We start from the raw sequence: 7016 nt of genomic DNA, 5'->3' as shown, positions 1-7016 counted from the left end.
CAGGCGTCCCTACCGCCAGCTGCTCCGGGTCGTCGACGGCCTCGAGGGTGCGGTCGACCTGCGGGTCGAGGTGGTCCCCCGGTTCGACTACGGGCAGGTGCGGCCGTGGATCCGCCGCGCCGGGCGGGCCTGGCAGGCGCTCGGCGGCGACGACGGGCTGGTCATCGAGGGCGACGTGCCGCTGGTGCCGTCCGGGCTGCACGACCTAGCTAGAGGACTTCCACGGGGCGGCCTGAGCGGCCGGTATCAAACGGCTCCTACCAGCCGCGGCGACAGCGGCCGCGGCGACCGGTCAGTGGGAGTCCAGGAAGGTGAGCACCGCGAGGACGCGGCGGTGGTCGTCCTCAGTCTCGGCGAGCGTCAGCTTGCTGAGGATGCTGCGCACGTGCTTCTCCACGGTGCCCTCGGTGACCCACAGCCGGCGGGCGATGCCGGCGTTGGAGCGGCCCTCGGCCATCAGCGCCAGGACCTCCCGCTCCCGGGCGCTGAGCACGGCCAGTGGGTCGTCGCGGCGGCGGGCGGCGACCAGCTCCTGCACCAGCGCCGGGTCGACCACCGACCCGCCCTTGGTGATCCGCTGCAGGGTGTCGATGAACTCCTCCACGTCGGTGACGCGGCTCTTGAGCAGGTAGCCGATCCCCCGGCCGCTGGCCAGCAGCTCCATCGCATGCTCGACCTCGACATGGGCCGACAGGACCAGGATGCCGGTCTCGGGGTGCTCCTGGCGGATCTGCCGGGCCGCCTCCAAACCCTCGGTGCTGTGGGACGGGGGCATGCGGATGTCGACCACCACCAGCTCGGGCGACTGCGCACCGACCAGGGACAGGAGCTGGGCGGCGTCGCCGGCCTGCCCGACCACCTCGAACCCGGAACGCTCCAGCAGGCTGGCCAGCCCCTCCCGGAGCAGGACGTCATCTTCGGCCAGGATCACCCGCAACCCGGTCGTCGTCATGGTGGGATTATGGTCCAGCCTGCCGCTGCGAGCACGCTGCGGAGACCTCCAGGAGGGTCTCATTGGCCGAGCACCCGGGGCGGGCGGCCTCGCCGACCGGGTCGGGCGTCGGGTGGGGCGCTCAGGGTCCACAGCCCTGCCGGGCAGGGAACCAGGCTCCAGATCGACCTGCCGATCCGCCGTGGCGAACGCCCTTCCAGCTAGCAGGCATTGCAAGATGCCAGCCCGCCAGGAGCCCTGACGGGCGCTGGCCGGGCAGACCCCGGCGGCTCCAGCTTCATCCTCACCAGTACAGGCGACACGCACACGCAGCTGAAGAGGAGCCCCAGATGCTCGAGCACTACTTGGCCACCCTGTTCAGGCTCGGGCAGCCTCGTGACCTTGCGCACTCGGCCTGCCCGACGCCCCGGTCCAGCCCCAGGGAGAGGGCCGCAAGACCGACCCGAACCGCCGAAGCCAGAAACCAGCATCGCCGACCGACACTGTCGAGACGGCGGCGCCTGCCGGTCCTCCCGTCGCCCCCGGGCCGAACGGGTCCTCCGAGTGGGACCCATGCCCATGCAGGCAGTGGGGGGTCACTCGCAGCGACCGCCATGGCTGCGTGGCCATGTGCAAGGAGCTCTTCCCGCAGCTCGACCAGGAGCTCGACGCCTGGGAGGCCGAGCACGGCTGGCTGTACCGCTAGCGATCGGTCCACCAGCGCGATCCCAACCCGAAGGAGACGGCGTGACGGCGCAGACCACCGAGGCGGACCGGACCGGCACGGGCAAGCCGGGTCCTCTCAGCCGACGGCAGCTCCGCATCGTGTTCGGCGGGCTCATGCTCGGCATGCTGCTCGCCGCGCTCGACCAGACGATCGTCGCCACCGCGCTCCCGACGATCGTCGGTGATCTCGGGGGCCTGAACCACCTGTCCTGGGTGGTCACCGCCTACCTGCTGACCTCCACCGCCGTCACCCCGTTGTGAGGCAAGCTGTCCGACCTGTACGGCCGGCGCAGCACCTTCCAGGCCGCGATCGCCATCTTCCTGGCCGGCTCGATGCTGTCCGGCCTGTCGCAGAACATGGGCGAGCTGATCGCGTTCCGGGCCGTTCAGGGGCTGGGCGGCGGCGGGCTGAGGCGCTCGCCCTGGCGATCGTCGGCGACCTCGTCTCACCGCGCGAGCGGGGCCGCTACCAGGGCTGGTTCGGCGCGGTGTTCGCGCTGGCGAGCGTGGGTGGGCCGCTGCTTGGCGGCTTCTTCACCGATCAGCTGAGCTGGCGGTGGATCTTCTATGTCAACCTGCCGCTGGGCGTCACCGCCCTGGTCGTGACCACCGTGGTGCTGCGCATCCCGTTCCGCCGCCTGCGGCGCCGCATCGACTATCTGGGCTCGGTGCTGCTGGTGGCCGCGGTGTCCTGCGTCGTGACCGCCACCACCTGGGGTGGGACCACCTTCCCGTGGGGGTCGGTGCAGATCATCGGGCTCGCCGTCGCCGCGGTCGTGTTTCTGGTCCTGTTCGTGGCCTGGGAGGCGCGGGCGAGCGAGCCGATCCTGCCCTTGCACCTGTTCCGCAACCCGATTTTCACTGTTGCCAGCGCCATCACCTTCCTGCTCGGACTGGCGCTGTTCGGCGCGGTCGTCTACCTGCCCGAGTACCTCCAGGTCGTGCAGGGCGCCTCTGCGATCAGGTCGGGCCTGCAGCTGATCCCGCTGACCCTGGGAATCGTCATCGCCTCGGCCGGCTGCGGCCAGCTTGTCAGCCGCATCGGCCGCTACAAGGTCTTCCCGATTGTCGGCGCGGCACTGTTGACCGCTGGGTTCTGGCTGCTCAGCCACATTCAGGTCGGCACCAGCACGGCCGTGCTGTCATGGTGGATGCTGGTGGTCGGGCTCGGCATCGGCTGCATCATGCAGATCGCCGTGCTGGCCGTCCAGAACGCGGTCGCCTACCAGGACCTCGGCACGGCCACCTCGGCCACCGTGTTCTTCCGCCTGCTGGGCGGCTCGCTTGGCACCGCGCTCTTCGGGGCCGTCCTGCTCAACCGGCTCCAGCACAACCTGGCCGTGCTGCTGCCCTCGGGGACCACCGGACAGACGCAGGTCGACCTCGGCTCCTTGCAGGGCGCACCCCAGCAGCTGCGGGCCCTGCCCGGCCCGATCCTGAATGCCCTGCTGGAGGCGTTCGCCCGTTCCTACCAGGTCGTCTACCGGTGGGCGATCCCGTTCGCCGTGGCCACGCTGGTGCTCGCCCTGCTGCTGCGGGAGGCGCCGCTGCGCACGACCGCCCACGTCGGTCGCGGCGAGGAGGAGACCAGCTCGTGACCGAGCTGGTCCTGTTCCGGGCGGGGCGGGCGCTGGTGGTGACCCTGTCGGCGCTGACGCTCGCCCATCTGCTCGAGCTGTCGCACCGGCTCGCCTACGACGCGCGGCTGTGGGCGCAGCTCACCAGCCCCGATGCGCTGTACCGGTACTTCGGGATCATCGGCGGTCCGCTGGAGGTGGCCACTGTGGTCGCCGTGACGGTGCTCGCCATGACGGTTGGATACCAGCGCCCCGCAGGTCGGTTCGCGCTGGCGGCGGCCCTGCTGCACACCGCCGCGCTCGGGGTGTGGCTGGGTGTGGTGCTACCGGCCGACATCGGTTCTGGCGACTGGAGCACCGGTGCCGTCCCATCTGACTGGGAGCGCTGGCGCGTCCACTGGGAGACGGGCCACACGGCCAGCTTCGGGCTGCTGCTGCTCGGGTTCGGCGCGCTGGTGGTTGCCGTGGTGTCCGAGCGGGCCCCGCACCGGGTGGGAGGCTGAGCCCCCACCGGCCATCGCCGGAGTCCCATCAGGAGCTCGTAGTCGCCTTCGGCACGGCCGCGCAGCTGCCCTCGCCGATCCCGTCCGCCTACCAGTTCCCACCTGGCGCATAGTCGCGCTGTTGATCGTCCGCTTCAGCTCATTTGGTCGCCATGCTGGGAAGTATTGGGATAGCCTGGATCGGTGAGCACGGTCGAGCGGCCGAGCGTCGCGGCCCCTGCGCCGGCAGCGCGCCGGGGCGGGTTGACCGCCCGGATGCTGCTCGCCAGCGGGCTGCTCATGCTGGTCCTGGCCGCCACCTTCGCCGTGCTGCTGGTTGCCGTGGCCGACCTGCGCGCGGTGGCCCGCGCCGCCCGCAACTCCGAGGAGGTGCTCGCCACCGCCAACGAGCTCGAGCGGCTGGTGATCGACCTGGAGACGGGCGTCCGCGGCTTCGCCCTGACCAGGGAGGAGCAGTTCCTGGAGCCCTGGCACGCCGCCCGCAGGAGCCTGCCCGCCCGCGCCGCCGCGCTCGAGCGGCTGTCAGCTGGGAACGCGGAACAGGCGCGCACGGCCCGGCAGGTCACCCAGGCGGCGAGCGCCTATGTCGAGCAGTACGCGGCCCCCCTCCTGGAAGCGGCCCGGCGGGGCGACCCTGCCGCTCGCAGCGTCGCCTCGACCGCGGACGGCAAGCGGCGGGTGGATGCCATGCGGGTCGAGTTCGACGCCTTCACCGCAGCCGAGCGCCGCCTGGCTCAGGCCCAGCAGGGGCGGTCCGACGAGGCGGCTCGCCGCGCGGTGGTCGCCGCGGTCGGGGGGCTAGCGGTCTCGTTGGTGCTCGTGCTCATCTTCGCCGGATACCTCACGCGCGCCATCGTCCAGCCGGTCCTGCGGTCCGCGCAGATGGCGGTCCGGCTCGCGGGTGGGAACCTCAGCACGCGGATGCCGGCGACCGGCGTGGCGGAGATCGGGCAGCTGGAGCGGGCGTTCAACGAGATGGCGGAGTCGCTGGAGCGGAACCGCGACGACCTGGCGGAGCTCGCGACCGAGCAGGCGGCGCTGCGGCGCGTGGCCACGCTCGTCGCCCGCCGGATCTCCCCGGACGAGCTCTTCGCGCAGGTCGCGGAGGAAGTGGGCACGCTGCTCGGGGCCGACGTCACGACGATGGTCCGGTTCGACCCGGGCGGCCGGGCGGAACTCGTGGTGGCGGCGGGAAAGGAGGCGGACGCGATCCCTGCCGGGACCACCTGGGAGCTCGAGGAGCCGTGGCCCACCACCGTGGTGTGGCAGACCGGTCGCTCGGCCAGGGTCGACGACGACGAAGACGCGTCCGGCCGCGCCGCCGAGCTGCTGCGTCGAGCCGGCCTCCGCTCCTCGGTCGCCAGCCCGATCGTCGTCGAGGGACGCCTCTGGGGCGCGATGGTCGTCTCGAGCAAGGCCGAGCCGCTGCCGTCCGGCACGGAGAGGCGGATGGCGGACTTCACCGAGCTCGTCGCCACCGCGATCGCCAATGCCGAGAGCCGCGCAGAGCTCGCGGCGTCGCGGGCTCGGGTCGTCGCCGCCGCCGACGAGACCGGCGGCGGCTGGAGCGCGACCTGCACGACGGGGCCCAGCAGCGGCTGGTCTCGCTGGCCCTGCGGCTGCGTGCCACCGCGACGACGATCCCCCCCCGACCTGCGGGAGGTCCACCACGAGCTGGCCGGCGTCGGCTCGGAGCTTGATGAGATCCTTGGCGACCTCCGCGAGCTGTCGCGCGGGATCCATCCGGCGATCCTGTCCGAGGGCGGCCTTGGGCCGGCCCTGCGAACCCTTGCCCGTCGCAGCTCGGTCCCGGTCCAGCTCCAGGTGGGGATGGAGGCACGGCTGCCCGAGCGGGTCGAGGTGACCGCGTACTACGTCGTCTCGGAGGCGCTGACCAACGTGGCCAAGCATGCCAACGCCTCGGCCGTGGAGGTCGACGTGGACACCGACGATAGGCTGGTCCGGCTGGCGATCCGCGACGACGGCGTCGGCGGAGCGGACCCGGCCCGTGGCTCCGGCCTGATCGGCCTGAAGGATCGCGTCGAGGGCACCGGCGGGACCTTGCGCGTCGAGAGCCGCCCCGGGGAGGGCACCTCCCTCCTGGTCGAGCTTCCGATCGACGCTGGCCAGTCGCCGGACGCCAGCTGAGGCAGGCAGCGCCAGGCGAAGGTCACCTTCCCGGAGGTCGGCTGACCAGGTCGCCGCGGCCGCCGTCGCCGTGGCTGGCGAGCAGGTCGTGGATGGCGCCGGCCGACAGGGCGGCCTTGGGCAGGAACCCGATGGCTGGGCTGGCCGCGATCAGCTCCGCGTAGTCCTGCTCAGCGTGGGTCGAGATGAGGATCACCGGCGAGGGAACCAGGCCGGGTTCGCGATGCAGCCGCCGGGCCAGCTCCAGGCCGCTCTCGCCGCCGAGGTCGATGTCAAGCAGGGTGACGTCCGGCCGCAGCTCCTCGGCGCGCTGGAGCGCCTCGTCGCTGTTGGAGGCCACGCCCACCACCGTGATGCCCTGGCGTTCCAGGAGGCCGCGGGCGGCGTCCAGAAACCGCGGGCTGTCGTCGACGATCAGGCAGCGCAGCATGACTTCAGGATCGCAGGAGGAGGCCCCGGCGCGCATACCGGCTACCTGCAAACTCACGTGCCGGCGGCCGGACAGTGGGAGGTCGTGGGGTGATGTACGTGGACGTGAACGGCTGCCGACCTGGCACGAGGTGAGCGGCGAGGGCCACCCTGTCATGCTGCTGCACGGGCGTTCTCCGGTGCCGCATCGTGGTCAGGGCAGGTGCCGGCCCTGGCTGACGCCAGGTACAAGGTGAACGTTCCGGAGCGCCGGGGCCACGCCCACTCCCCCGACGTGCCGGGTCCCTTGAGCTACGACGTGATGGCCGACGACACCTTGGCCTACCTCGACAGCGTGGTCGGTGACCCGGCGCGACCGCGACGAGGTGACCCTCGAACGCGGGGCGGCCGTCGCGACGGCGCTGCCGCACGGTCGACTTGCGGTGCTCCCAGGCACGCACGCCCTACCCGTAGAGAACCCGGGTATGTCCTCGAACTCGGTGCGGCGGCCTTGCACCGTCAGAACGGGATTCGGATGAATGGGGAGCTGTAGTCGGTGGCGCTGGCCAGCACCTGTTCGGCGTCGGCCAGGCTGGTCTCGGGCAGGCGCTCCTCGGCCTCGATGAGCAGGGGCAGCAGGCGCACGTCGCCGGGGGTGGCGATCCCGGTCACCTCGGGATGCGACAGCACCCAGGCAACCGCGGCGGCGACCCCCTGCTTGTC

At 72.0% G+C, this 7016-nt stretch carries 8 protein-coding genes; 4 read left to right on the top strand and 4 right to left on the bottom strand.

What is annotated here, in order from left to right:
* Together VG276_21230 and VG276_21225 are read right to left on the bottom strand one after the other, a co-directional pair.
* A partial coding sequence (locus VG276_21230; protein ID HEV8651848.1) for a hypothetical protein occupies positions 1-202 on the bottom strand: 202 nt, incomplete at its 3' end.
* 90 nt (positions 203-292) lie between these two features.
* Positions 293-952 (bottom strand): response regulator transcription factor, encoded by a 660-nt coding sequence (locus tag VG276_21225; GenBank protein ID HEV8651847.1) that lies wholly within the window; start codon positions 950-952, stop codon positions 293-295.
* A gap of 726 nt (positions 953-1678) precedes the next feature.
* Between VG276_21225 and VG276_21220 the strand changes: the two genes are divergently transcribed.
* The 4 genes from VG276_21220 to VG276_21205 all read left to right on the top strand — a co-directional run bounded on the left by VG276_21220 (position 1679) and on the right by VG276_21205 (position 5885).
* Positions 1679-1918 (top strand): hypothetical protein, encoded by a 240-nt coding sequence (locus VG276_21220; GenBank protein ID HEV8651846.1) that lies wholly within the window; start codon positions 1679-1681, stop codon positions 1916-1918.
* Positions 1915-3255: an MFS transporter gene (locus tag VG276_21215; protein ID HEV8651845.1), complete on the top strand. Its 1341-nt coding sequence runs from the start codon at positions 1915-1917 to the stop codon at positions 3253-3255. Before VG276_21220 ends, VG276_21215 begins: the two co-directional genes overlap by 4 nt.
* Entirely contained in the window at positions 3252-3737 is a 486-nt protein-coding gene (locus tag VG276_21210) for a hypothetical protein (protein ID HEV8651844.1), read from the top strand. The genes VG276_21215 and VG276_21210 overlap by 4 nt, the downstream gene beginning before the upstream one ends.
* 183 nt (positions 3738-3920) lie before the next feature.
* Positions 3921-5885: a CHASE3 domain-containing protein gene (locus tag VG276_21205; protein HEV8651843.1), complete on the top strand. Its 1965-nt coding sequence runs from the start codon at positions 3921-3923 to the stop codon at positions 5883-5885.
* A 22-nt stretch (positions 5886-5907) separates the two neighbouring features.
* Here the strand turns inward: VG276_21205 and VG276_21200 are convergent, their stop codons facing one another.
* Together VG276_21200 and VG276_21195 are read right to left on the bottom strand one after the other, a co-directional pair.
* Positions 5908-6351 (bottom strand): response regulator transcription factor, encoded by a 444-nt coding sequence (locus VG276_21200; GenBank protein ID HEV8651842.1) that lies wholly within the window; start codon positions 6349-6351, stop codon positions 5908-5910.
* Between the two features lie 461 nt (positions 6352-6812).
* Positions 6813-7016: aldo/keto reductase (locus VG276_21195; protein HEV8651841.1), on the bottom strand; the 204-nt coding region annotated here is incomplete at its 5' end.

This window comes from Actinomycetes bacterium (assembly GCA_036000965.1).
In the GTDB taxonomy this organism is placed as follows: Bacteria; Actinomycetota; CALGFH01; order CALGFH01; family CALGFH01; genus DASYUT01.
Note: the sequence above shows the minus strand (reverse complement) of the source record. Positions and strands in the feature narration are given on the sequence as shown.